Source organism: Enterococcus sp. DIV2371, assembly GCF_050498525.1.
GTDB lineage: Bacteria > Bacillota > Bacilli > Lactobacillales > Enterococcaceae > Enterococcus_B > Enterococcus_B mangumiae.
On sequence record NZ_JBIPAJ010000001.1, the window covers coordinates 2,430,859 to 2,454,978 of the forward strand.

Sequence of the window (24,120 nt, forward strand, 5' to 3'; positions counted from 1 at the left end):
TTTATTCTTCAATTGAATCAATTACACCGACAATCATTGCATCAATAGGTGTATCTGGATCACCAGCTGAAATTCTGGCAGCTTGCCCTTTGCTGATCAATACCTTGTCACCGACACCGGCACCGGCATTGTCTGCTGCGACAATAAATCCTATTTTCGTTTCTTTCTCATCTAATACATCGACCATCAGTAATTTCCAACCATTTAGTTTTTCATCTTTTCTGGTCGACCATAGACTTCCAGTCACTTTCCCTAATAGCATACGTGATCCCTCCTCATTTGAATAAACGATTTCTTAGCGCATATTCCTCTGCTAAGGGTGTCAACCGTTCTTGACTCGTTAAATCTATTCCATTTGTTTGTTGCAATCGCTGGATCAATTGCTTCTCCGTCACATACTTCCGGCTAGGCAACTCCTTCGCTAACGGCTTTTTCCGGCAACTCGCTAAAAATGCGTCGTAGCCTGTGTTTTCCTGTTCGAAAAAGTACATCCCGTAGCGTTCGCATTGCTTTGCTAGTTCATTGACTTTCTTTTTTAAGTGATACTTCATTTTGCTCGAATCATTCGCTGACTCAGCTTGCAAAACTAGTACAGGCTTTCCTGCGAACAAAAAAGAAAGGATACTCGTCGTTTGATGATCTGTCGGAAGTAATTGAGCGATAGCAGCCAACTGAGAAAGACTGACGTGTGGGACAACTAAGCCATCACATTTTGTTGGATCTTGCCCTTCTATCCAATCGACCATTGATAGATCAGCGAATAACGTTTGAGGATAACCTGCTTTTGCCTCTGTCAACGCTAACTGATAGTCAGCTGGAGGCAATCGTTTCATCAGCATTTCTGTGACTTGCTGAATCACTTTTTCAATCTCCGTTACCTTCACGAAATCCCCTCCCTATTTACAAATATAGCCACGATCTCCTTTGTTCAATCCACAAGCATTTGCTTCATCGTAATCAATGTGCATATACGTTGCAAAATCTGGACTGACGCGAACCACGACATCATCAAAGATCAGTGGACGACTTGCTTCCACACGTACTTTCACTGTTTGACCATTGACTACTTGATTTTTATCTGCATCTTCTGGTGTCATGTGGATATGTCGTTTTGCTACGATCAATCCTTTATCTAGTTGAACAGCTGACTCACCGTTCATTAAGACAACACCTGGTGATCCTTCGATTTTGCCACTTTCTCTGACAGGCACGCGACTACCTAAAATACGTGTATCCGTCATCGATACTTCGACTTGTGACTCGGCGCGTTCAGGTCCTAAAATAACGACATTTTGGAATAAGCCTTTTGGCCCTGCGACAGTGATCCGCTCTTTGCAGACATACTGACCGGGTTGAGACAATTCTTTTACTTTCGTTAATTGGTATCCAGGACCAAATAATGCATCGATATCTTTACGGCTCAAATGCACGTGTCTTCCTGAAGCTTCTACTTCAAAAGAATTTTGCTGTGACTGGATACGTTGGACTACTTCATTGATAATTTCATTTAAATGATCCAATCGGTTCATCTCCTACTCGTTTTTCGGCAGTTGAATAATACTTTGCAATTCTTCTGCCCATAACATAAAAATAGCTAAGTATGCTGGAAGTTCTGCTTCCAACAATTGACTGACTTTTTCTACTTGATACTCGATCTCATTGATTGAATAGCGCAAGATTCTTCGTTGCAAGGGGGAACGATAGATCATTCCTGAAAGTCGAGGTGGATGAGCTGAGAGCGTTTTCCCATCGAATCGACTAAAGTTTGCTAACCACTCTTGCTGATATTCTAAATACAACCAACCTTCAGCATACATATCGTTTTCTTCCAATAGATGAAAGAACAGCAGATTTTTCAGCTTCTTTATTTCTAAACAGATTTTTCGTTGCACACTTGGCAGCAACGTTTCTTGTTCAAAAAGAGGTTGCTTCGATTGCCCCATTGGAGAAGAAACGAGATTTTCTCGCATGAGCGGAATATGATGTTCACGTAAATAGCTAGAAGCTGCGGGAGTCAAAAGACAATCTTTTGAAACGACGAAAGTGCTTCCTGATTGGATTTCTTTCTTCCGAAACATGTGCCGTAACTGGTCTTCTGTGATTACACCCATATGACGCTCTCCTTTCTCCAATGGATTATTTCAAAGCATTGATCTCGTCTTGGAAACAAGCCAAATGAGCCAAAAATATAAGGAGTATTTTCGGTTCATTTGGCTCTTGTTTCATTTTAGACGTCTCTTACGATGATTATTCAGCAACTTTTGGTAAAATCGCATCTACTTCAGTGTGAGGACGTGGGATCACATGAACAGATAATAATTCACCTACACGTTCAGCAGCAGCAGCACCAGCATCAGTTGCTGCTTTTACAGCGCCAACATCGCCACGAACCATGATTGTTACTAATCCGCCACCAACTTGTTCTTTCCCGATCAATGTTACGTTTGCTGCTTTCACCATTGCATCTGCTGCTTCAACAGCACCTACTAATCCACGAGTTTCGATCATTCCTAAAGCGTTTGTACTTGACATTATAAATTCCTCCTATGGTATGTTTATCATTAATATATATATTACATATTATTGTAATCGAGCTAATACTTGGGCAACGAGTGTATCGATCAACTCATCTTTGTTGCCCGCTTGGTTGTTTGTTTCTTGTGTTGGCATTTGAGCGCCAGCGCCAAATTCTTGACGGATATCTGCTAAATCAGTGACACCGTAAGCGACACGTCGAACATTGAATAGATTTTCTACGCCGATGTTGTCAGAGGTAGAACTGCCACCAACTGCGCCACAGCCTAGCGTTAATGCCGGCACTAAGCCAGTTGAAGCCCCAATTCCTCCTAATGAACCTGCTGTATTGATCAACAGACGAGAAACTGGTTTTCTTAAGCCGAATTCACGGACGACTTCTTTGTTTTCAGTATGGATACACATTGTGTGTCCTGCACCTTCACCTTTTAAGATCTCAACGGATAGATCGCAAGCTTCTTGCCAGTTTTCAACCGTGTAAAAGGCGATGATCGGTGCTAATTTTTCTCTTGAGAATGGATACTTGATCCCAACATTGCTTTCTTCTGCCACGATCAGACGACGATCGAATGGGATATTCAAGCCAACTAATGAAGCAATATGGCGAACAGAACGGCCAACAATTTGCGGATTCATCGTGCCATTTGGTCGTAAGATGAAACGAGATAATTTATCCGCTTCGTCTGGACTCAAGAAGTAAGCACCTTGTTTGATCAATTCAGCTTTAACTGCTTCACGATTGACTTTTTCCACGATGATCGACTGCTCTGATGCACAGATCGTGCCATTATCAAATGTTTTAGAATCCATGATGCGTTTCACCGCCATTGGGATCAATGCGCTGCGTTCGATATACGCAGGGCCATTTCCTGGACCTACGCCGATGGCTGGCGTTCCTGAAGAATACGCCGCTTTGACCATGGCGTTACCACCAGTAGCTAAGATCAAGTTCGTATCTTTATGCGTCATCAATTCTTTTGTTGCTTGCATCGTTGGTGTCGTGATCACTGACACGCTCTCTTTTGGTCCACCCGCAGATTCAACCGCTGAACGGATGATTTCAACTGTCGCTTGGATCGATTGTAAGGCGTTTGGATGTGGCGAGAAGACGATACTATTCGCCGCTTTCAATGCGATCAAGGCTTTATAGATCACTGTTGAAGTTGGATTTGTCGATGGGATCAATCCAGCAACCACCCCAACAGGTACGGCAATCTCCGTTACCTTTTTCTGTGGGTCATCATTGATGACACCTACTGTCTTCGTATTTTTGAATTCTTCATAAACGATTTTTGAAGCAAAAGCATTTTTGATGATTTTGTCTTCATAGATCCCGAAGCCAGTTTCTTCATTCGCCATTTTTGCTAGACGCTCACGCTGTGCGAATGTTGCGTCTGAAACTGCTTTGACGATTTGGTCGATTTGCGTTTGCGAAAAAGTTTCTAATACTTTTTGTGCATTCTTTGCAGCTGCGATCAAATCTCTCGTTTCTTGAATCGAGCGTAAATCTTTATCCACTATAGGGTCACTCCTTTAATTTCTGCCATGATCGCCTCTACTAATGCTTGTTTGCTTGCAGATTTGATTTCTGATGGTTTTAATTGTTTGACATTCAATTTGTAGGCTTCTTTTCGTAACTCAGCAACACGCTTTGCTTGTAATTCTGCCCGACGATCTTTTGTTTCACTGACCTTCTCTGATTCGACCGGAGCTTCAACTTGTACTGGCGCTGCGGGTTCTACCAAGTGTTCAAGCGTTACTTCTGTGACACTTTCTTCTGCTTGTGGTTTTTGAAAAAGAATTTGTGTCTGTTCATCAACACGTGAGATCACATGATGTGAGATCAAGCAGTTTAATTGTTTCGCTATAACCACACCGGCATCGACTGCTGCATTGACAGCTGCAACATCCCCGCTTAGTTGGACGGTTGTTAGGCCGCCTTTGATGATCTCCGCATTCAACAAATTCACATCTGCTGACTTCAAAGCCGCATCGCTGACACTGACTGCGCCTAAAAATCCGCGAACTTCAATCATTCCAATCGCATTCATTCGTGACACTCCCTTAGTAACTCAACGGATTTTCTGCGATCCGTTGAACAACTTGTTCAAAAGCAGTACAAGCTGCTTTACATGCTGATTGACTACCAGTTAAAAGTGCCCCACCAAAGTTTGTTTCAGATGGTGGTCCGAAGAAACTACAGATTTCAACATCCGCTGCTTTCAATGCTGCATCTAGTGCAACCATTGCTTCTAAAGGCGGCGCGATCAAGTAAGCAATTGCTTCGCCTTCACGAATGTTTGCTTCTTTTGATAAATATCTTCCAGAACGAGAAACCACATGGGCAAAGTACACGATACTATCATCGTCATTTGCGCTGATAAAGCTTGCTTCTTGTTCGATGACTTGTGTCACTACGGACAGTCCGCTTGTGATCTCTGCCGGACTTGGTCCAGCGATGATCCCGATCACTTCACCTGCTAGTTTTGTAGAGGCATTCGCCGCTCCAGCATACATACTTTTTGCATAGACAACTTCTACTTCCGCAGCCTTTGTTGCTTCATCTAAAGCCACATAAGTCACATCATCACAATCTGATGTCACGATACCTAATGAGCGCATCCCTGGTGTCAGGCCAAATTGCTCTGCTAATGCAGCATCTACATTTGGAATAACTTGAACACTTAAGACGTTTGCGCCTAAACGATCATTTTTCATCGATTATTCTCCTCCTATTCGGCTTCTTTCAACTCGATACCAGATTTTTTCTTATCTAGCATTTTTTTGATCAATTCCGCGATATATGCACCGGCCTCAACCGCTGGTGTTCCACCTTTATGGATGTTTGAGATCACGGTACGACGAGCTTCTGGCATTCCTACTGTTGGACGGTAGGCAACATACGCACTCATCGATTCTGCTGTTACAAGTCCTGGACGTTCGCCAACTAATAGACATACTACTTCGGCATCAGTGATTTCACCGATTTGATCCATTGACGGCACACGGCAATATTTGACGAAGACCACTTGATCAAAATCTAAGCCATACATTTTTAACCCTTGCTTGATCGCAGGTAGTACTTCTTTGATATTTGCCCCGATAGCCGCAGAACTTAATCCATCGCCAACAACGATCTGCACTTTGGCTTTTGGTGTTGTTTGTTGTTTGATTTTTGCGCTGTTTTCTTCATCAAATTGACGGCCAAAATCTGGGCGAGTCAAGTATTCGTCTTTTGTTTTACAGATCGTTTGTGTCGAAATGAAGCCCATTTCTTCCACTAACTGTGGATCAACATCAGAGAATACCGCATCTTGTGCTGCAGCATGGTCCGCACGAAAACGCAAGGTTGAAGAAGTCAGATAACGAGTTCCTGTACGTCCTACACCGATACGAGCAGGCGTGAATGCTTTCATGCGTAAGTAGCCTGCTTCATCTTTTGCGTCTTTGACTAAAAGCTGTTTGCGTAGATCTACTTCTGTGATGTCATCGATCATGCCTTCTTCTACTACTGGTGCTGTTGTTGTCATCGTAGTTGTTGTAGCAACTGGCGCTTTTGGTTGTTCCGTTGGTTTTTCACCGGCTACCATTTCACTTAACATTGAAGTGATCATTTCTTTCAATTGTTGTTCGTTCATTTTTTCTTGCACCCCACTTATTTGATAAATACTGAAGCATCGCCGGCTAGGCTTGTTAATTTACCATTTTCCATCAAGCCCATTTTCTCCATCCAACCTTCAAATTCTTTGATTGGACGTAAACCGAACAATTCACGGACTGTAGCTGTTTCATGGAAACCTGTTGTTTGGTAGTTCAACATCACATCGTCACCGTGAGGGATGCCCATGATATACGTACATCCAGCTGATGTTAATAACACAGATAAGTTTTCCATATCATTTTGATCTGCTTTCATATGGTTCGTATAACATACGTCACAACCCATTGATAAACCAGTTAGTTTACCCATGAAGTGATCTTCTAAGCCTGCGCGAATCACTTGTTTTGAATCATACAAGTATTCTGGTCCAATAAAACCGACAACTGTATTTACAAGGAATGGATCGAATTTCTTCGCTAAACCATAACAACGTGCTTCCATCGTCACTTGGTCTGCCCCAAAATGGGCTTCAGATGACAGTTCAGATCCTTGACCTGTTTCAAAATACATCACGTTAGGACCAGCTGCTTGTCCACTGCTCAATGCTAAAGCTTGTGCTTCAGCCAACATTTCCGCGTTTAACCCAAATGCTGTATTCCCTTTTTCCGAACCAGCAATCGATTGGAAAACTAAACCCGTCGGTGCGCCTTGACGCATTGCTTCCATTTGTGTCGTCACGTGAGCTAAGACACAGGTTTGTGTTGGAATATCCCATTCACTACGGAATTCTTCAAATTTATCTAAACAACGTTTCACACTTTCTGTGGAGTCATCAACTGGATTCAAACCGATCAGTGCATCACCGGCGCCGTAAGATAAGCCTTCCATGACAGAAGCCATGATACCATCCACATCATCTGTTGGATGATTCGGTTGTAGACGATTTGAAAAAGTACCGGCGCGACCGATTGTTGTATTCGCTGTTTTTTCGATGTGGATTTTTTTAGCTCCCACGATCAAGTCCATATTTGACATCAATTTGCAGACTGCCGCGATCATTTCAGAAGTCAATCCGCGAGAGATATGTTTGATTTCAAAATCTCCTGTTTTATCAGAAAGGATATATTCTCTTAATTCTGAAACTGTCCAATGTTTGATCATGCCGAAAATGCGCATGTTGACTTGGTCGATAATGATACGTGTCACTTCATCTTCATCATAATCAACTACTGGATTGTTGAATAAGTCATTTAATGTCAGATGAGATAATACAACTTTTGCTGCTACTCGTTCTTCCGCAGAAGTTGCTGCAACACCAGCTAATTTATCTCCTGACTTTTCTTCATTTGCTTTAGCCAACACTTCTTTGACTGAAGAAAACTGATAGGTTTTGCCAAATAATTTTGTTTTTAAAATCATTTTTCTTGTCGCTCCCTTAATTAAATACTAGTGTTTTGACAACTACCGGTAACACTGCGCCTTCAGCTACAGGTTGCCCGATATCGATATAATCCCCATTTTCTACTTTGACGGAATCAATGCAGATGAAAGGATAATTCCCTGGTAAATACGCATGTAATGCATGCCCTAAAGCTTTCGCCATGTCTTCGTCCACCATGATGACCAGTGGGATATTCTCTGTGATCAAGGCAGATAATCCTTGAACGATCCCATCCGCATATCGTTGGACGTCGGCAAATGTCGGGTTCACGATCCCCTTCATCGCTAAAGCGATCTGCGGCGTTTCTTCCAGTCGATGCCAAGCAAGCTTTTCATCGATTCGTTCCCCCATTTTCTCAGCCTCTAAAGACTCATCTTCTTGGGAAACTTTTAAAATCGGAATATTTTTGATTGGCAAGATCTGCTCATGATAAGCGATCGTGCTTCCGCTAATATCTGCAGTGTGCGATCCTGCGCCAACAACCGTTGCCCGAATGGTCTCATTACTTTGTAACACTTCTTTTTCTTTGAAGATCTGGGATTTTCGTAACGCTGCCCCTAATAACATTCCAATATCGCCATACTTGAACGTATCGGTTACTTCTTCGACCAAGCAATCCGCTACGCCACCAGAAAAGGTAACGATCGGGATTTCTTCATCTAAACGTAACCCTCGATTGGTGATAAATAGGTCATAAAAACGACTTCTTTCACCGATCCCCACACTGTTTTCTAAGACTTTTACTAGCTCATCGATCACCGGTTGGATCGCTGTGACAGAAGCTTTCATACCAATTTTTAATGGTAGTCCCAACTGCCCGATCATGTCTGTGATCTTTGGTGAGATGTAAGAAATATTTCCTGCTTGATCGACCTTGATCAGTCGACCACCGATATCAAAACAAGCAGTATCATTGATTTCATCATCAGTGAAGACAACTAAATTACTCGTTCCGCCTCCGATATCGATATTGACGACCGAAGTATGACGCTTTTTCGAATACTCTTGGGCGCCTGCTCCTTTACCAGCAATGATGCTTTCAAGATCTGGACCAGCCGTAGCGACCACGAAATCTCCAGCAAAACCACTCAACGCTTGTAATACTTTACTGGCATTGGCTTTACGAGCTGTTTCACCGGTGATGATCACTGCACCCATTTGGATTTGTTGTTTCTCGATCCCCGCTTGTTGATATTGTCGGGAAACAAACGCTTTGATTGCTTCATCATCAATCATTGTCTGATTGATCAAAGGAGTGAAGATGATTTCACTGCGATAGATCACTTCTTTTTCTGAGATCGTGATCCTTGGAACAGAAAATGCAGAGGCAAAATTTTCGATCGTCAGCTCTGATAAAACAAGTTGCGTCGTCGAGGTACCTAAATCGATCCCTACAGTTAGAATTTTTTCTTTTGCCATCGTTTTTTCTCCTTTCTGCAAACAAAAAATGCTTAAAGACAGCCTAGAATCTCTTCTACGCATCTTTAAGCATCGTTGCTTTTTCACCGAACAACATCTTTGGTGTTCTGTTCAAAATAGAAACAAGTTTTTGTTCCTTTGTTGGATGATTCAATTTTCACTTTCCCTTTTAGCTTATCTTTGATATAGCTATTCACGATCATCAACCCTAAACTTGTTTCTTTGTTTCGGTTGACATCATAGCCATTGCCATCATCTGTAACAGTGATCGTAATGACTTTATTTTCGATTTCTCCGCTGACCTCAACCATTCCACTTTGATCTGGCTCAAAGGCATGATCAAAGATATTTTGGAGTAACTCATTGACGACGAGCGAAATGGAAACCATTTGGTCACTGGAAACAGTGATCGTCGGATCAACTGTCAAATTCAATTGCACTTTTTCCGGATTAAAAATATGGCGGAAATTGTACATCACTGCCTCAGGCATTTGTCGCAAGGAAACATTATCCTCTACTTGCTTGGACAATAATTCATGTGTCGTCGCAATCGCCATGATCCGGTTCACACTTTCTTTCAGTACTTTACTAGCCTCTTTGCTAGTGGTACGGCGTGCTTGGATCCGTAATAATGAAACGACGGACTGTAAATTGTTTTTGACTCGGTGATGGATCTCTCGGATCGCCACCGATTTTGATACGATTTCATCTTCTTTCTTTTTCACTTCTGTATTATCTTGAATAATCATTGCTACTCTCGATCCTGCATCAATCCAAACTTTTCGAATATTAAAGTAATAATTTAAATACGCTGTATCTAATTCGATCAACCGATTTTCGGTTTGGTCATTCATCTGATAAAGAACATATTCGAACGTTGTGTAATCAAGAGAAAGATTGTCATAGTGCAAATCATTGATCATTTCACGATAGCCTAGTTTTCGGTATAGTTCTTTTGCGCGATGATTCGCTAAGACTAAGTTTCCAGTGGCCGTATCAAAAATCAAGACCGCTTCAGCTAACTGGTCCATGATCAACGGATCGAATGTAGATTCGATCGCAAGTGTTCCTTGTTCTTTTGACTGTGATTCCTGTCGTTCAACTGCCCCAATCGGTTGCTCGACTCCCTCTTCTACGATGATCACACCGATTGTTCGTTGTTCATTTCGAATCGGAAAAATATTTTGCTTGATCAAGCGATTTTCTTGTGTGACTGCTAACAAGCCAATACTGTTCAAGCTTGTTTCCATGGTACGTAAAACACCAGGTTCATTTTTTAATAACGCTTCTTTTCCGACAACTTCATGTTTATATAATGAGGGAATACATTTTGGTTTCTTATGATAGACAACTAATGCTTCTTTCGTCATTTCATTAAAGACATCGATGAACACATCTGCCGTCTCATAATGCTTAGACTCTGTTAAATAAGCACTCGTCCGACAAAGCTCTTGAATATCTGATTGGGTTAGATTTGTATAACGCTGACATAATGTATTGATTCGTTCCATTATTCATCATCCATAATAATCAATTCTGCGATTTCACTCATACGTGCGCGTTTGTTCATACTTAATGTACGCAACATTTGATAAGCTTCTTCTTCAGAAATATTATTTTCTTTTGCTAAGATCCCTTTTGCCTTTTCCACAACTTTTCGCTCTTCCAATTTCAATTGTAGTTTGTCGATCTGTTGTAACAGGTTTTGAGTTTCTTTTCCTCTAGCGATCCCCATCTCGATAGTTGGGATCAAAGATTTTGAATCTAATGGTTTTACAAGATAACCGATTGCGCCTAATTTCTTTGCTTTCTCCGTATTTTCTTGATCACTGTAAGCAGAAAGAAACACGATACTACCTGCTAACTGATCTTGGATGATTTTTTTACCAGATTTCAGACCATCTAAAATCGGCATTTGGATATCCATCAATACGAGATCCGGCTTAGTCTCTTTACAAACTTCGATTGCTTCAAATCCATCTGCGGCTTCCCCAACAACTTCATAACCAGCTTCCAGTAGAATATCTCGAGTATCCAATCGTGTGATTGGCTCATCATCTACTATCACAATTCTGCCCTTCATATTCAATACGCTTTGTCTCCCCCGAACTAAGTTCTTGTAATTTCACACGTCACAGAGAATTGCAAAATCTGTTTGAGTCCATCCAGTACAGCATGTAATGCTGCTTCAACAGAACTCACGTCGCCAGAGATAACTACTGAACCAGAGAAACGATCGATAAAGCCGATCGTGATATCGCCACTTTTCGTTGCAATATCAACAGCGATGATTGCAGCTTCACTTGGCGTGATCGTTAAGATCCCTAAAGCATTGCTTGTGCCTGCTGGTAATCCTAATTTCGTATAGACTTCCTTGTCGGGACTTGCAATGATGTGGGCTAAAGTAACTTGTTTTCCTGGGACGTATTCTTGGATCATTCGTTGTTTTTCTTCCAAGCAAGACTCGCTCCTTCATTTTAAGCAATAAAAAATCCTCAATAATAAGCGATAAAGTATTTACTTTACGCTCGTTATTAAGGGCATCATTGCTCTTAAATTTTGAAGCACTCCGTTGTGCTCATTCATTATATGTTAGCCATTTCACGATGTCAAATTTTATAAGATTGCTTTTAATATTGCTCTAACGCCTTTTTCATCTGCTTGACGAGGATTGGTTCTCGTACAGCCATCTGCTAAGGCAGAAGTCGCAATTGCTTCTTCATGTGACAACACTTCTTTTGAAGACAAACCATACTCACTCAATGTCGCTGGCATGTCTAATTTTTCTCGCAACTGTTTGATCAGACGAATCAAGTTTTGTACCCCTAAGCGAGGATTCTTCGTTTGTGTGTTACTGATACAGTTCGCTAATGCCGCATATCTTTCAGCTACTTCTACTTCTGTCACTTGACCGTTGCCTAAACCACTATTATAGGCAATCACTTCTGGAAGTAAGATGCCATTGATGCGACCATGTGGCACATGTAAACGAGCGCCAGCCGCATGAGCGATCCCATGGTTCAAACCTAGTGAAGTCGAATTGAACGCCATGCCTGCCATACAAGAAGCTAAGTGCATTTGTTCTCTGGCTTCTTTGTCTTGACCATTTTTGTATGCTCGCTCTAAGTATTCAAAAACTAAAGCAACCACTTTTTCACATAAGGCATCTGCTACGCCATTTGCTTCTGTTGAAACGTAGGATTCAATGACATGTGTCAGTACATCCATTCCTGTATCCGCAGTGATTTTCGGTGGAACACTCATGACTAATCCTGTATCTAAAATCGCAACATCTGGTTGAATTTCATCCGTTACTAACGGGATCTTCAAGCCTAATTCACTGATCGTGATCACAGAGAAATTTGTTACCTCAGACCCTGTCCCACTTGTCGTTGGAATCGCAATAAATTGTTCCGTCAAAAGATCCATTGTCTTTTGTCCAAAATACTTCATTGCTTTCGCTGCATCGATTGCGGAGCCGCCACCGATTGCTACGATCACTTCACTTTGGAAGCTTTCCATTTCTTTGATTCCTGAAACGATCTTATCAAGTGGTGGATCAGGAACAATATCACTAAATACATGGTACTGGTTTAAATAAGTCGTTACTTGCTCCACCATGCCGTTTTCTGCCATAAATGGATCAGTAACGATGAACACACGCTTTTCTTTCACATTTTCAAGACTTTGTAACGCATCTTCGCCCACAATGATCTGTGTCGAGAATTGTATATTTTCCACGAACATTCCTCCTTGAAACCAAAATAAAAGAGACTTCAAACCAATGGAAATAAAACATCCATTTGTTTGAAGCCCCTTTGCTTCTTTTACAATCCATACAACAGTGTATGGTGTCTATTCTGTAACAATCGATTAACACATGCGCCGGGAATCAGCAGTACGCCATTGTACTTGAAATCTCTTTCCCCATTGAAAGACCAGCCCAATATTCCATACACATCATCGTGCTATGTGTGGGATTGAATCAAATATTCTTGGGCTGACTTTCAAAAAACGTCATTTTTTAGCAACACCCTGTTTTGCCTCGAAACAGTTTGCCCAATAATGAAAAATAAGAAAAGACCTGACTTAAAAGCTCTAAGGCTTTATCACAGTGGCGGGACCGTGCCAGCATCTCACTGGCTTCCATTCGTATCTTTCATAAACATTTGATTAATCTACATGCACTTTATCACACTGTTTGTGAAAAATCAAACACTTTTTTTATAAACCTTCTTCTTTTATTTTATGAAAAACTTTCTCTCCTCTAGTGTAAAAAACATCTTCTTGCCCCATTTGCACGTTCATATAACGCGCCAACGCATAGAAATAATCAGACAAACGATTCACGAACACGATTACTTCGGGATTGATTGCCGCAGTAGCACTTAAACGAACGATATGACGTTCCCCACGGCGAGCAATCGTCCGCGCTACATGGATCATACTCGCGCCTTGACAACCACCAGGTAAGATAAATCGCTCAATATCCGGTGATTGTTGGGTATAGAAATCGATCCGTTCTTCCAGCCAAGTCACACTTTCTTGTTGGACTTTAAGTGGTCGTCCATCTTCTAACACCGTAGATAGATCCGTTCCTACATCGAATAATAGTTGTTGCAATTCTTCTAACTCTTGCTTAAAAACGTCTTGTTCTTTTGACAATTGACTGATCGTATAGCCTAACCATGAGTTCAACTCATCGATCGTTCCATAACTTTCCACACGATCTGAATCTTTGGATACACTATGTCCACCAACTAATTTCGTCATTCCTTTGTCGCCTGTTTTTGTGTAGATTTTCATGTTTGTCCTCCTAAATATTGAACCAAATCTTCGAGTCCTGTTTTTTCTACTGACGATACTTCAAATAGTTTCGTTGCTCCAGCTGCAAGCAACTGTTCACGTACACGTGCCAACTCTTTCTCGTCTGTGACTAGATCCACTTTAGTCATGATCCCGATCACTTCTTTTGGAAAGATATGCCCAAAACCAGGTGAAAAAATCTGTTCTTGGTCTAATGCACTTTGGACCAAACCGATCACTTCCGCTTCTGCCGCCGTCACAGTCAACGCAGAGTAGTATTGGCGATGTAGAATAAATTCACCCGGCGTATCGATCATCTCAGGATGAAATTCTACTGCTTGAGTTTTATCGTAAACAATTGCTTCTCCACGTAGGCTTGACAAAGAGTGGTCTTCCCACAGCCAATCGCGCCCATCAAAATGATTCTCTTCATTGATTCCCTCCATAAAAAAAGCCTAAAAAAGCAGAATAAACTCTACTTTTTTAGGCGCCATTGCCATATTTATCCGCACACATCGTTGTGTGTTTCTTTTCACCAGTGTAATCGCTTCTCTCAGGTTTGTCAAAATAAATCTTGTGCTACAGCGATGAAAAAGTGTTTTGAGATCCATCGTCTTTTACCAAAATTTGAAGTTAACTTCAAATTTATCAGAAATAATGATTTTTTTGAAGTTAACTTCAAATATGCTATACTTATATTAAGAATATCTTATCGAAGGAGGGATTACTTTGTTTCAGCGACCTCACTATTTAAATCAACTGATTCACTTACAAAACACTGATTTCATCAAAATTATTACTGGCGTTAGACGTTCAGGTAAATCGGTATTACTTATGCTTTATCAACGCTATCTATTGGAGCAAGGTGTTGAATCAAACCACATTATTTATATCAATTTTGAATCATTCAATTATCAAGTAGTCACAGATGCAGAGAAATTTAGGAACGTGCTAACACCATTGATTCCTCAAGATGATAAAAAAATTTATTTTTTATTTGACGAGATCCAACTTGTCGACGGATGGCAACGTGTTGTCAATGGCATAAAAACTAGCTTTGATTGTGAGCTAGTCATCACTGGTTCCAATGCAAATATGTTGTCTGGGGAACTTGCAACTTTACTTAGTGGGCGATACATTGAGATTCCCATCTATCCGTTATCCTTTGAAGAATTTCTATCTGTAAAAGACATTGCAAAAGATTCTCGGTTCGTCGATCAAGCATATCAAGAATATGAAAAATATGGTGGTTTTCCCAGTGTGGTGTTAGCAGATGAAAGAATCAAAGATACGATTTTGTCAGGGATCTTTGATACGATCGTCCTGAACGATGTTGCCTTGCGTGCCAGCGTAAAAGATGCAACTGTATTGAAATTATTGATTCGTTTTTTTGTCAGACAATGTTGGACAACTCGTCAATGCGTCAAGAATTGCGAATACATTAAAAAGTGAAGGCATCTCAACGAGCACGCACACTGTCAATCGCTACTTGGACCTATTAGAACATGGTTATCTCTTTTATCGTGCGCAACAGTATGATATTAGAGGGCGAGAATATTTAAGAACGAATGGAAAATATTTCATTATCGATGCTGGATTACGCAGAAATGCGGTAGGAAGAAAAGACGGTAATTATAGTAATCGCTTAGAAAATATTGTATATATCGAATTACTAAGACGAGGTTATCTAGTAGACGTTGGGCGTATTGATAATCAAGAAATCGATTTTGTTGCAAAAAAATTGGATGAAACACTCTATATCCAAGTAACCTATGAACTTCCCAACAGTAATCGTGAAACTGACAACTTACTTCATATCAAAGATAATCACAAAAAGATAGTGATTACCGGTAAATATTATGAAACCCACCAAGTAGACGGGATACCGATTCGATACATCGTTGATTGGCTACTTGATAAATAATTGTCGTACACAGGCTCGATTCAACTAAATAGACGAACGCCTAGAAAAGTAACCACTAATAATTACTTTTCTAGGCGTATTTTTTACTTATGAACTTAATGTTCGAGCTTCTAACTTTTTCCTAACGCACGATCGAACGTGACATCATCGCGATCGTGTGACGATTCCCACGGATCGCACGGCTCATCGCCATGATATTTTCTACAGGAGCGATTCCTGAATAGCCGGCATCGCCGATGTGTTGGATATCAACACCGCAAATTTTATTTTGGATCGCAATTTGTTTGATCGTGTCAGAATCACTTGACTCTTGGCTCGTACCAATTGCTGACATCACTAACGCGCCAGCGGCATGGATCACTTTGACAGCCGCTTTTAATTCACTATCATCAAACCCGGGAACTGTTCCTACTGCAGGAACTAAGATCACATCTGCACCTGCTTCGATAAAGGACTTGATTGCCTCTAGGTCCGCTACCGGTTCATCGACACCCGCACCGTGCATTTTCCCAGCAATGATCATACCACCGAAGTATTCTTTTGCCATTGAGATGGCTTTTGTAATGGCATCATTCGTCACACCGCTTCCTGGATTTCCTGTCAAACAGATGAAATCCAGTCCTTGTTTCTTAGCAGCTTCCATTGTTTTACGAGTGGCTTGACGACCAACTGGAATATCCAGGCGGTCTTCTGCCATCTTCGCCTCTAAATCAACAGGCTCAAGATTCGCCCCAATTGGTCGACCAACTACTTCTCGTAACGTTTGGATGATCGGCTCACCATCTTTACCCTTCAAACCTGAAACAACTGGTTCTAACGCATCAAAAGCATTCAATAAAATCAAATCCGCACCATACGCACGGGCAATTTCAGAGTTCGTGACATCTTCAATGTTACTGTCACGGATCACTACGTTTTCAGAACAAATGACACGTCCCTCACTTGCTTTGATTGATTGTTTCAACTCTGCGCCAGTCATTGCCATGATCTCTGATGCTTGCGCACTAATAAATCGTTTTACCATTTTTTCCACTCCTTAAATGTCTTGCATTTCATTCATGCGATTTTGTTTTTCCATTACACCGAAGAACGGCAGATAAATCAAAATATTTAAAATCAAGCAAATGATTTGGATGATCGAACCTGAGATATGACCACCAGTAGCTAAGAAGCCAGAAATCACAGGTGGCATGGTCCAAGGAACAGCAATTCCTACCGTACCGTGAACGAAACCAAGTGACATTGCAAAATATGTCACGACTGCATTGACCATCGGTGCCAAAATAAACGGAATCAACAATGTTACATTCAATACGATCGGCATCCCAAACATTGCTGGTTCATTGATATTGAAAATACCTGGAGTCAATGTCAAAGGAACCATTGTTTTTGTCATTTTTGATGAATTTTTTCTCAAACCAACGATTGCTGCGGCAATCACTAAACCTAGCGTAGCTCCGCCGCCACCCATATACACAAAGTTTTCCATAAATGGTTGTGTAATGATATGGGGTAATTTTTCCCCAGCTTCTACAGCGACACGGTTCGCATCTGTATTCATCAACCAGATCGGCATGATCACAGAATTCACGACATTGGCACCATGGATACCCATGAACCAAAACAATGAAACTAAGAAGATCGACACTAACGTACCACCTAATGTTCCGCCAAGTAACCCTAGAGGTCCACCGAAGATTTCCATCAATAATTGGTGGATATTTCCTGAACCCCAATCAGTCATTTGGAAGATCGCATAGATAACCAACCAAAAAGTCAGGATCGATGCACCTGGGATCAAAGCAGAAAAACTTTTCGCAACCGCTGGTGGAACAGAATCCGGTAAGCGGACTTGGATATTGTGATCAATGAACCATTTGAAGATCAATGTTGAAATAATTGCAATCACCATTGCCACAAAAAGACCTTGTGCCCCCATAAATGCAGTTGGAATACCAACACCGTCATCTGATACAAGGTTAGGCGTCACTAGTAAGAAAGAAGAAATCGAAATGATACCTGCGGATACTCCGTCTTTTTCATACTGAACAGCCAACGCATTCGCAATCCCAAAAGCCGCAACTAGACCCATGATCCCAAAACTAGCAGTGACCCCTTTATTCAAATAAGCATCAATTCCATTTGCACTTAAAAAATCCGTCCAAGCATCGACTGGAAATGAAGAAATAATCAAAAATAATGACCCGGTAATAATCAATGGTAAAGCAAGGGTGATCCCATTTCGAATCGCAATCAAAATCTTATTATTCGAAACTTTAGCAGCAATTGGCAACATCTTATTATTTATAAATTCGTTCATCTTTATCTTCTCCTATCTTAACGATTGTGACGCTACGCTTGAGTAACCAAAATAGCTCTTCACACCCCGTACTATAGCGGAAAAATAAAGCCCTTACAAATCGCAAAATGAAAGAAAAATTAGTTTTTATCATCATTTTCTAACAAAAAGGGATTATAAGTTAGTTTTTACCTTAAAATAAGCCACTTATCCAGCTACTTCTGAGAAACTGGTATGGTATAATACATACCAAATAGCACAGAATAAATTTTTCCTCATGAATCCCGATAGAAAGGCAAGGAACTATATTTGAGTAAATATGAACAACTAGAGAACTTGATTCTCGAACGAATCCATCACGGAGAATATCCTCCCGAATCTTTCTTGCCAAGTGAAAGAAAATTGATGACTGAGTTTAAGGTGACGCGTGATACGATTCGTACAGCACTAAAGAGTTTAGAAGCCACAGGGTATATCGAAAAAATCCCTGCACGAGGCAGTAAAGTGGTCGCACATGATAAAATTGATTTTTTTGTTAGTGATCTGTCAGGAACTTCAGAAAAATATCATTCCGAAAATCATTCATTCGATACAGAGATCTTGTCCCTAAAAAAAATCATCGTGGATGAGCAGCTTAGAGATAATTCAGGTTTTACCTTAGGGGAATCCGTCTGGTATTTGCTTCGTCGCCGGCTGTTGAATGGTCGGGCACTGATTTTAGAAGTGGATTATCTGCGTACCGCTGTCGTTGCTGATCTAACAAAAGAAATCATCAACCAATCGTTGTATCGCTATCTTGAAAATCAACTACATTTGAAATTGAATTGTTCAAAAAAGGAAATTTCCGTTGAGAATATCACCGCACCTGTTGCACAGCATTTAGATTTAGGAAAACATGACAAAAATATCTTTGTTGTCAGGAATTGGGCCTATTTGACCGATTATACTCACTTTCAATATACAGAAAGCTGGCATCAAGTTGATTCATTCAAATTCGTATTATTGGCTGATCGCCCCACTAATTGACTCTTGCTTGGATGATCAGCTCTAAAACCGAAAACATGCGACCAGTTCAAGAAAGATTTCTTGATTTGGTCGCATGTGTTTATTTTATCGAAGTCCTTACGATCTCAAGTACTACTTGGCTCAGTTTGAGACGGTCAACCACAGTAAATGTCTCACTATGACGTACTCGTGATATGTGCTTCAACTGGATTGTGCGCTTCTGTTTCACCAGTAATCGTATAGCTATTCGTACTTTCTTGTTGTAATGAACCCGCATCCCAAGTGACGGCGGCAATTTTACCGATTTGATAAGGTTCTCCTGCTCCATTAACGAGTTCATACGTTTGACGGATTTCTTGCGGCAAGTCTAAGCGCTCAAGCGTTCCTTCAGGGTCATTAAGATCGATCGGCTGGTCCGTTGTGATTTCTAGCGGAAGATTCGTTGGCTTATTCTGTCCTGTTTGCCAATTTGGGATTTCACGAACGCCACTGCCATCATTGATCACGCCATTCATCATCCATGTATTATCCACGATTTGACTCGCGCCAAAGGAAGTCGGATATGTTCCTTTAGGCCCCGTCGCATTCCAAAAATAATTTTCACAAAACTGCCAAATCTCAATAGCCCTTACAAGTGAACTGCCAATCAGAGCTTTCGCTTCGTCATAGAAGCCTCGATTGATCACCCCATACGTCAACAAGGAGCTTGGTGCCCATTTCAATACAGGGAAACCACACAAGGCTAAGGACGGATCAATAATATCCACCACAAACTGAGTCAATTGGGTAGCTTGTGCTGAAGGTAAGTCTGGCAATACTAGCCCACTACCGATCATATGTGGTAACTCAGTCGTTGATCCTGAAACTGGCGGCTCAGAAAGATGTCCATTATTTCCATGGATGAATTTCCGCTCATCCAAGTTGTCTGGATCAATATCGACACAACCAATAAAGAAATATTGCCAAATACCACGCTGATAGTTGGCATCTGGAAGATTTGCTCCGTTGCGCAAAACTTTGCGATTCGTGTCACTGTTTGTACTATTTTGAGGATAAGAATACCACGCCTCATGTGACAATGGATCACAAAACATCCAATAGGAATAATTCGCCAGACTTTCTTCGTGACGCGCTTCCCAATACGCAACTTCATCTGCATACAAACCGCCTAATTCCTGACAGATTTCAATGATAAACTTCGTATCATAGATAGCAGAAATCATAAACTCTGAATCAACTTCATTTGCTACATTGATTGTTTCGTAGACCCATCTTGGATTATCAAGCTTCCACTCCAGATGACGTTTTAGAGCGGGATACATTGCGTCAAGCCTTGCTGCATCGGGTGAAAGCGAATGGATCATCCAAATCGTTTGCGCCATACGAACAGGCAATACTTCCCCAGAAAGAAAGCCATTGGCATCGACCATGGACATGAACCCTTCCATCCCACTCCAAGCAATCGACGGATTGATATACATCAAGTCTTGGATTTGAAGAAGTCCCTCCCAACAATTGTTCGCAGGTGTCATCGAAGCGCCCGCGCATTGTCTACTCGGTTTTCCAAGCGATTGTTGCGTGAAAGCATACCCTGTTTCTTCAGTAGGTGCCAAAATATTCCCAATCAAATGTGTCCAGCCGGCATAGTACAGTACCCGATGTTTTTCAATTGTCACTACTTCATGATGATAAACAGATGGATCTGAAACACCCCATGTTTGTGGAGCCGGTACACTTGCTAATAACTGATCCCAATACGTTTTTCGAGCAGCATAGTGTTCTTGGATCGACAACGCACCCGTTCCGATTCCGACCCCACGCAATGCTCGTGTGATTGCCATCGTTACACCTTCTTCTTTTGTGGCATAGCCGATAACTAAAGCAATCGAAGAAATCGTCGTAGGTATTTGATATTTCCCACGACCTTCTATAAATGTTGGTGGGATGATTTGTGCTGTCGCATCCGCATCGATTTGACCACTTTCTGTTAAGGCAACGACTTTGATCGCCGTTTGGAATAAATTCTGATGCCAATCAGCAAATTGTGTATCATTTTTTACGACAACTTGATTCGAGGATTCCCAAGTACATTTCAAATTATTCGTTTGATAATCGGTCGCTGAAGTCGTCGAATCACTCATTTCGATCTCAAAAAAATCACCAGAAACCTGACTGAGTGTGATGATGCGACCAAGTGTTGATTCGTCAATAAAGAAATCAGTTGTGGCGATTTGCCCGCCACCTGGTACTTCACCCGATAGCATCACTTTGTGAGGATACCACGCAGATCGTAGACTCTCCTCACTTACTTGGACCCCATCAATACTCAAAAGGGCATTCAACGAAGAGTCCTGAAACCCGGATTTCTTTTCTCTTATATACTCACCATTTATCATTGTCTTGTTTGCATTCCCGCGAATGCCGTAATAAGCGCCAAATCGCAAGTCAAAAGAGGTTTCCACTGGTGTGATCGCTTGATTATCAAAGTTGTATTCTGGATTCGTCACTAGGCGACTAAATGGCAAGGTCAAATTCCGATGTTCCTTCATCGTTGCTGAATTTACTGGATCATCATTTCTCAACTCATCCACGTTGATTGTTGGATCTCCGCCAAAATCAACTCCCGCAATCGTTCCTGTCACTTGCGACGGTAGCGCTAATGGGATGTCGTAACTTGGCTGACTTCTGATAATCGTGCCTAAATCAATTGATTCTCCAACATTTCCTCGGAAAGTAAAAATAAGCATGAACGTTTTTTCAATGACGATTGGATCATTCCAATCAGACAGTGCTTCTGCCCCAGCTATCCCTTTGATTGAATAATTGAACTTTTCTAGAAAACGACTATTTGCTGCGGAGGATTCCTCTTGTAATAGGATCTCTTGACTTCCGTTTTCCACATCTTGAACAGATAATGCCCACGTCAATCCTTCCGTCACCGAACGAATCTGAACCATCAAGTCAGAATATTGCCAAGTAGAATAAGTAAACACTTTCGTTAAACGTGCAGTTGTATCAGTTAATGTGATTTTAGCCCCAACAGAGCTGTACGCAATTTCTGCATTCGTCAGCGCCCACCCTCGATCTTGGGTAAAATCCTCTAAAACAATTTCATCTACTGGTTCTTTAGGTCCTGGTGCTTGTGTTACGCTAGTTTTTTGATTATTTACTAAAAAAGTCTGCTCTAACATTCGTTTCCCCATTTCTTTGATTCGCCACAGTAACATGCAATTGACAGTCGAATAGACACCGACAAAGACATTCTTCAATCAACATCCCCACACCCTAAGAAAACGCATACAATTCAAACAGAAGTTGAACCTCCTCCCCTTTACTTTTCAATTAAAGTATAAAGGTTTGAAAATTAGAACTCAAAGAATATCTTGATTCTTCCAGATTGATTTTAAAATGGATTTACCAATAAAAAAAAAGAAAAGATATCTAAAACTCAAGCAACGTAAGACAATCAAATACTTACCTTGTTGAATCCATCAATATCTTTTCTTTGTAAAATTTTAATCTAAAACGCTTGTTTCTTTAGTTATTATTTCCGAACAATACTAGAGCAGGATCAATCAATTGCGCTTGTGCTAAGCTGTTGTCACGACTGATCTCAAAGTGCAGATGGCTACCTGTACTGTTTCCGGTAGAACCGACAAACCCAATGATTTGTCCTTGTTCGATCTCATCGCCAACTTTCACGATGTATTCTTGTTGGTGCGCATAAAGTGCAGTCGTGCCATCTTCATGTTCGATCGCTACATAGTTCCCCCATGAAGGATGGAATTCTGCTCTGATGACAGTACCCGCTTTGCTGGCATAGATCGGCTCCCCTTGAGGTGCTGCAAAGTCTAACCCACGGTGGAATTCACCGCCACGAGGACCGAATGGGCTAGAGATCGTAAAGTTTCTTAATGGTACGATATATCCTTCTTCATTGATCTCTGGTCCAGCAACTTCTTTGTCATATTGTTCTAAGTCATAGGTTTCAATCAAACCATTTAGTTTTTCGTTATATCTTGTATCTGTCGCATAACGACCTGTTAAGAATTCTGTTGCTTCTTTGTAAGTTTCTGCATTAGATTTCCAAACGCCAGAATAGAATTCGCTGTCGCCAGTCAAGCCTTCTCGCATTAATTTCGCGTAATCTTCTAGGCTTTCCTCATAATTTTCGTATCTTCTGAATGTTGCTTGGATCGTATACAATGTACCATCCCCAGCATCTTCTTGTGTCGCAAAAGTCACACCATTGCCATTATGTGTACCTTTGATTCCAAAAAGATTGTAGTTCGGTGATTGTGCCAATTGGCTTTGACCACTAGCAGATTCTAAAATTGCTTGGGCGATCATCACTGATGCGTACAAATCATTTTCTTGCCCGATTTCTCGAGAAGATTCACCGATTTTGCGAATGAAGCTCTCAACTGATTCATCTTTTTCAAAATGGATCGATCCTTCATCCGTTTCTTGACTTGATGGCACAAGATCTTGGATCGGTGTTGTTGCAGAAGGTTGACGTACCTCTTGAACAACCGGGGCCGCAGGAGCAGGCGTTGTTTCCACAGGTGTAGCCGGAGCTGTCACTGGTGGAGTTGGCTGACTTGGTTGTGGCGTTGGTTGTGTTTCACCTGTAGAGCCGCCAGTTGGTGGTGTTGTTGGTTTTTCCGGTTGACTCGGCTGCGTTGGTTCTGTTGGCTTCGTCGGTTCCGTTGGTTTTGTTTCTTCCGGTGGCGTACTCGGTTCAGTCGGTTCTGAAGTATCAGGTGTTGTTGGTTCACTAGAGTCGCCAGTAGATGGCGGAGTTGTTTCTTCTGAACCATCCGTTGTTGTATCTGTTGTGTTATCTTCACCTGTCGTGTCAGACGAGTCAGTTGTTGTTTCCGTTTGATCATTTGAAGTAAATGATTCATGGTTTTCAGTTGTTGCTGGTTGCTCTGCAGAGAAAACTTGTTCATCTGCTAATACTTGTAAAGGCGTAGTCAGTAGCATTTGTGAAAGAAATACAAATGAAACTAACTTATACGTAGACTTTTTTTTCAATTTTTTTTCATCCTTTTCTTTAGTTAGTTTTAAGATACATGGAAGTTATG

At 41.2% G+C, this 24,120-nt stretch carries 21 protein-coding genes, 2 pseudogenes and 1 riboswitch; of the genes and pseudogenes, 2 read left to right on the plus strand and 21 right to left on the minus strand.

Annotation, left to right across the window (positions count from 1 at the left end):
• Position 1: 1 nt before the first annotated feature.
• The 17 genes and pseudogenes from IGL24_RS11330 to eutP form a co-directional block, all read right to left on the minus strand.
• Positions 2-262 (minus strand): EutN/CcmL family microcompartment protein, encoded by a 261-nt coding sequence (locus tag IGL24_RS11330; RefSeq protein WP_071867208.1) that lies wholly within the window; start codon positions 260-262, stop codon positions 2-4.
• Between the two features lie 13 nt (positions 263-275).
• Positions 276-884 (minus strand): hypothetical protein, encoded by a 609-nt coding sequence (locus tag IGL24_RS11335; protein ID WP_207700172.1) that lies wholly within the window; start codon positions 882-884, stop codon positions 276-278.
• A 12-nt stretch (positions 885-896) separates the two neighbouring features.
• Entirely contained in the window at positions 897-1,529 is a 633-nt protein-coding gene (eutD, locus tag IGL24_RS11340; protein WP_207700171.1) for an ethanolamine utilization phosphate acetyltransferase EutD, read from the minus strand.
• A 3-nt stretch (positions 1,530-1,532) separates the two neighbouring features.
• On the minus strand, positions 1,533-2,111 hold the full coding sequence (locus IGL24_RS11345) for a hypothetical protein (RefSeq protein WP_206855885.1): 579 nt from the start codon (positions 2,109-2,111) through the stop codon (positions 1,533-1,535).
• Positions 2,112-2,247: 136 nt separating this feature from the next.
• Positions 2,248-2,532 (minus strand): BMC domain-containing protein, encoded by a 285-nt coding sequence (locus IGL24_RS11350; protein WP_010734677.1) that lies wholly within the window; start codon positions 2,530-2,532, stop codon positions 2,248-2,250.
• A 48-nt stretch (positions 2,533-2,580) separates the two neighbouring features.
• Complete coding sequence (locus tag IGL24_RS11355; RefSeq protein WP_206855952.1) at positions 2,581-4,056, minus strand: acetaldehyde dehydrogenase (acetylating); 1,476 nt, start codon at positions 4,054-4,056, stop codon at positions 2,581-2,583.
• Positions 4,053-4,586 (minus strand): BMC domain-containing protein, encoded by a 534-nt coding sequence (locus tag IGL24_RS11360; protein WP_207700170.1) that lies wholly within the window; start codon positions 4,584-4,586, stop codon positions 4,053-4,055. The genes IGL24_RS11355 and IGL24_RS11360 overlap by 4 nt, the downstream gene beginning before the upstream one ends.
• A 13-nt stretch (positions 4,587-4,599) precedes the next feature.
• The gene (gene eutL / locus IGL24_RS11365) at positions 4,600-5,253 is read right to left on the minus strand and encodes an ethanolamine utilization microcompartment protein EutL (RefSeq protein WP_010734672.1); all 654 of its coding nucleotides are present in this window, start codon (positions 5,251-5,253) and stop codon (positions 4,600-4,602) included.
• Between the two features lie 14 nt (positions 5,254-5,267).
• Complete coding sequence (gene eutC, locus IGL24_RS11370; RefSeq protein WP_207115508.1) at positions 5,268-6,173, minus strand: ethanolamine ammonia-lyase subunit EutC; 906 nt, start codon at positions 6,171-6,173, stop codon at positions 5,268-5,270.
• 17 nt (positions 6,174-6,190) lie between these two features.
• Positions 6,191-7,555, minus strand: coding sequence for an ethanolamine ammonia-lyase subunit EutB (locus IGL24_RS11375; protein ID WP_206855894.1), 1,365 nt, complete (start codon positions 7,553-7,555; stop codon positions 6,191-6,193).
• 16 nt (positions 7,556-7,571) lie between these two features.
• Positions 7,572-8,996, minus strand: a complete 1,425-nt coding sequence (gene eutA, locus IGL24_RS11380) for an ethanolamine ammonia-lyase reactivating factor EutA (RefSeq protein ID WP_207700169.1) — start codon at positions 8,994-8,996, stop codon at positions 7,572-7,574.
• A gap of 83 nt (positions 8,997-9,079) precedes the next feature.
• On the minus strand, positions 9,080-10,507 hold the full coding sequence (locus IGL24_RS11385; protein ID WP_429968451.1) for a sensor histidine kinase: 1,428 nt from the start codon (positions 10,505-10,507) through the stop codon (positions 9,080-9,082).
• Positions 10,507-11,079 (minus strand): ANTAR domain-containing response regulator, encoded by a 573-nt coding sequence (locus IGL24_RS11390; RefSeq protein ID WP_206855903.1) that lies wholly within the window; start codon positions 11,077-11,079, stop codon positions 10,507-10,509. Before IGL24_RS11390 ends, IGL24_RS11385 begins: the two co-directional genes overlap by 1 nt.
• A 26-nt stretch (positions 11,080-11,105) precedes the next feature.
• Positions 11,106-11,453 (minus strand): ethanolamine utilization microcompartment protein EutS, encoded by a 348-nt coding sequence (gene eutS, locus IGL24_RS11395; RefSeq protein WP_023520162.1) that lies wholly within the window; start codon positions 11,451-11,453, stop codon positions 11,106-11,108.
• 159 nt (positions 11,454-11,612) lie between these two features.
• Entirely contained in the window at positions 11,613-12,737 is a 1,125-nt protein-coding gene (locus IGL24_RS11400) for an iron-containing alcohol dehydrogenase (RefSeq protein ID WP_207115510.1), read from the minus strand.
• 284 nt (positions 12,738-13,021) lie between these two features.
• Positions 13,022-13,171, minus strand: a riboswitch (adenosylcobalamin (AdoCbl) riboswitch).
• Positions 13,172-13,220: 49 nt separating this feature from the next.
• Entirely contained in the window at positions 13,221-13,802 is a 582-nt protein-coding gene (locus tag IGL24_RS11405) for a cob(I)yrinic acid a,c-diamide adenosyltransferase (protein ID WP_207115511.1), read from the minus strand.
• Positions 13,803-13,873: 71 nt separating this feature from the next.
• A pseudogene (gene eutP / locus IGL24_RS11410) lies at positions 13,874-14,235 on the minus strand (EutP/PduV family microcompartment system protein); the annotation flags it as partial.
• Positions 14,236-14,531: 296 nt separating this feature from the next.
• On the opposite strand from eutP, the pseudogene IGL24_RS11415 reads away from it, so the two are divergent.
• A pseudogene (locus IGL24_RS11415) lies at positions 14,532-15,726 on the plus strand (ATP-binding protein).
• 121 nt (positions 15,727-15,847) lie between these two features.
• On the opposite strand, the gene IGL24_RS11420 reads toward IGL24_RS11415, so the two are convergent.
• The gene (locus IGL24_RS11420; RefSeq protein WP_207700166.1) at positions 15,848-16,750 is read right to left on the minus strand and encodes a haloacid dehalogenase-like hydrolase; all 903 of its coding nucleotides are present in this window, start codon (positions 16,748-16,750) and stop codon (positions 15,848-15,850) included.
• A 12-nt stretch (positions 16,751-16,762) separates the two neighbouring features.
• A complete protein-coding gene (locus IGL24_RS11425; protein ID WP_207115515.1) occupies positions 16,763-18,046 on the minus strand; it encodes a PTS sugar transporter subunit IIC in 1,284 nt (427 codons plus the stop codon).
• A gap of 288 nt (positions 18,047-18,334) precedes the next feature.
• On the opposite strand from IGL24_RS11425, the gene IGL24_RS11430 reads away from it, so the two are divergent.
• Positions 18,335-19,051 carry a UTRA domain-containing protein gene (locus tag IGL24_RS11430; RefSeq protein ID WP_429968452.1) on the plus strand — a complete coding sequence of 239 codons (717 nt, stop codon included), beginning with the start codon at positions 18,335-18,337 and terminating at the stop codon, positions 19,049-19,051.
• Positions 19,052-19,206: 155 nt separating this feature from the next.
• On the opposite strand, the gene IGL24_RS11435 is transcribed toward IGL24_RS11430, so the two are convergent.
• Both IGL24_RS11435 and IGL24_RS11440 read right to left on the minus strand, forming a co-directional pair.
• Complete coding sequence (locus IGL24_RS11435; protein ID WP_207700165.1) at positions 19,207-22,299, minus strand: hypothetical protein; 3,093 nt, start codon at positions 22,297-22,299, stop codon at positions 19,207-19,209.
• A gap of 268 nt (positions 22,300-22,567) precedes the next feature.
• Positions 22,568-24,070 (minus strand): peptidoglycan DD-metalloendopeptidase family protein, encoded by a 1,503-nt coding sequence (locus IGL24_RS11440; protein ID WP_206855923.1) that lies wholly within the window; start codon positions 24,068-24,070, stop codon positions 22,568-22,570.
• Positions 24,071-24,120 lie beyond the last annotated feature (50 nt).